Genomic DNA, 3,169 nt, shown 5'->3' with positions numbered 1-3,169 from the left:
TTTCTCTGGAATGTGTTATGGCTAAATCAGAGAATACCCTACCTTTTTTCTTTTGGTCTAGCAAAATGCTTTACACAAACTTTTATACATCATCACCAAAGTGCATCATGTTAAGGTGTTTTTTAATTCTTATAAACTGGAATCTCTAGTATTGTGCTATTTATTCCAATTTGTTGATATAAATTATATAATGTAATAACCTGTTTATAAGCCCAACCAATATCAGTAGCATATTGGTGATCTGCTATACCTTTTTCCATACTTGCCGGATTCCATCTCATCTTATACAAAGTATTTTGCCCCGTCTTTATATAGTTGTTACCAATAAAAGCGGCACCTTCTACAATTGCCTTATCAATTGTTGTCCAACCTCTTTCATAAGCGGTCTTTGCACCGTTTTCTATAGGGTTCCCATCATATGCGCCTATACCATACACATTATATACGGTAACACCATTATATTTTACACCTTTTGCCAATTCTGAAGTGCCGTTACCGGTCTCTAATAATGCATGCGAGATCAAATATATATCATTAATTCCATATTTATTTGCTGCTTCGATAAATTTTTCACCTTTATTCTCTAATACTCCCTTCCCTTTAAGATACATGTTCAATTGGCTTGCTGTTGCTCCGCTTGGTTTTGTAAGGTCCAAGAATTGAAACTTTTGTATTGGATCATTTTGAAAGTTTGTCGGATCCAAATAATATTTCACATCAGAGGGAGTCGCATTTCTCCATGTATTATAAGTAATTTTGTGCCAATTAGTCCCTACTTCCACAATTTCTAATAACTTACCATTTTTCTCGGTTCCGTAGATATGGCTATTTGTATTACTGCTAGAATAGATGTTAACATTATTTTTATTCACTTTACCTACTTTTATGTTTATTTTGGCTAATGAACTGTGTACATATAGAATTTTATTATCATATTCTATCTTGTACCATTTCTTATCATTATTATATGCATCACCGGTAATATTACTATCTAACAGAATAAAGAGAGTTCCGGCATTTACCGTCTTATATATGCCAGCCGTTAATTTAGGCGATGTTCTTAAATTCACACTACTCCCAGTAATCTTACCACCAGTATTTATATCGACATCTTTACTATAAACATATGCTGGTGAATATTGATATTTGTCAGTTTGGGGATTTTTTTGCATCTGAATATTTAAAGCTTCATTTAGGGTAACACCATAATGAATGTAAGTAACAAAATCTCCGGAAACCCAATTGGAATGCAAAAATACAGTTCTCCCATTCAGTATACCCCGATACCATATGTTGTTCCCAACTTTTTCCGTTTTGTTTACTATAAACACATTATTTTTATATTTACTGAGATCTTCAAACACTATGTCTTTCTCGCCGCCCCATGCTTTACTATAGGCTTTACCCGTTCCTTTTACATAGAAGGTTTTTGGTATTGTATCAACTCCCACATGGGTTCGGGTATCTACATTTCCTGAATGTACCCAACCGATCAGACCTTTTTCACTGCTGGGTTGACTACTTAATAAATAATAAGTCTCTCCATTTACCGATGCTTGTTTCTTTATATAATAGACAGCATTGGTTAATCCTTTTGCTGTGAAAGCTGAGGAATAATCCCCAATCGTTTTGAAGATTTGCACACTTTCATTTTTTAAGTGTCCCAATTTACTTGTTACTGATTCCTCTTTAACCCCGACCCAATTGGCATGAAGGAATACAGTTTTTCCATCAAGCACTCCTCTGTACCAAATATTATTTCCTACTTTTTCTGTTTTATTAACTTTAAATATGTGATTCTTGTAACTTTTCAAATCTTCAAATACGATGTCTTTTTTTCCACCCCAAGCTTTACTGTAGGCAAGACCGTAACCTTTTATGTAAAGAGTTTTGGACTGGGTATCAACTCCAACATGGTCACGGATGGAAAGATCATTCGCACTTACCCAACCAATTACACCATTTTCACTGCTAGGTTGTGTGCTAATTAAATAATATCTCGTTCCTTTATAATCAATCTGACTTTTAATATAGTAAACAGCATTGGTTAGTGTTGCACCAGCAGTTATGGATGTAGTATGGTAACGATTGTATATCTTTACATTTTCATTTTTTAAATGGCCTAATTTGCTTGTTTTTTCTTCTTTACTTTCCATAACCCAATTAGAATGCAAAAATACTGTCTTCCCATTTAGTAAACCCCGGTACCAGATGTTGTTTCCTACTTTTTCCGTTTTATTTACTTTAAATATTGAATTTCTATAAATAGACAAATCTTCAAAAACGATATCTTTACTATCTCCCCAAGCTTTGCTGTATGCATGGCCTGTTCCTCTAACATAAAGAGTTTTTGATTTATTATCGACACCTACATGATCTCGCACAGTTACATCATTTGCATGTACCCAACCAACTACTCCTTTTTCACTACTGGGTTGAGTGCTAAGTAAGTAATAGATCTGATTATTTAGTTTTGCTAATTTTTTTATGTAATACACTTTATTGATATGTGTATTTGTTGTTATGAAAAATGACTTTAAATTGTTTAGATTATAATAAATTTTACTTCCAGTAGCGTTAATCTTGCCAAGCTTACTCGTCGTGCTTTCTTTAATATTTCCATTTAAAGACAATGTACTTGCGGAAACCTTAAAATCATTTCCTGGTAATATCCACGTACTTTGAAAAACACATAATAAAAAAATAATCAAGCTTAGAAATATTTTTTTCACTTCACTAATCTCCTTTCTTTTAGCCCTGTATGTACATAAATAATTTATTCTATTTTTCTTGACAATATCTTCTTCTTTACTTTTTTATTCTACCAAATTTTATTACTAACACAAATATTTTTTGATAAATCTGATTATTTTGTCCGCCCTGTAGTAAATTTTTTCGGATGGTAAAATAATGAGACAGTGATAAGTTGGTACCTAAACTGTAAACTAGGAGTGAAAAATGAAAGTAAGTTATAGAAATATTATTTTGCTACTTGCGTCTACTTTTCAACGATAATTTATTTAACCAGATATATTGTAAATAAAAAAAAAATGCTCGAAACTGTCTTCCGAGCAGTTAGTGTCAAATAAAGTTCGCAAAAACCATCAGCACTCCGAAATGGTTTATGCCGCTTTACGTTGCTCCTGAATTTCTTGTAGAATCGTTGGAC

1 protein-coding gene is annotated in these 3,169 nt (G+C 32.8%); it reads right to left on the bottom strand.

The window, feature by feature from the left end; genetic code table 11:
* Positions 1–122: 122 nt before the first annotated feature.
* On the bottom strand, positions 123–2,732 hold the full coding sequence (locus A3EQ_RS0114360) for an N-acetylglucosaminidase (RefSeq protein ID WP_020155870.1): 2,610 nt from the start codon (positions 2,730–2,732) through the stop codon (positions 123–125).
* Positions 2,733–3,169 lie beyond the last annotated feature (437 nt).

It is taken from the genome of Caldibacillus debilis DSM 16016 (genome assembly GCF_000383875.1).
Lineage (GTDB): Bacteria > Bacillota > Bacilli > Bacillales > Caldibacillaceae > Caldibacillus > Caldibacillus debilis.
This window is presented reverse-complemented; position numbering and strand designations above follow the sequence as displayed.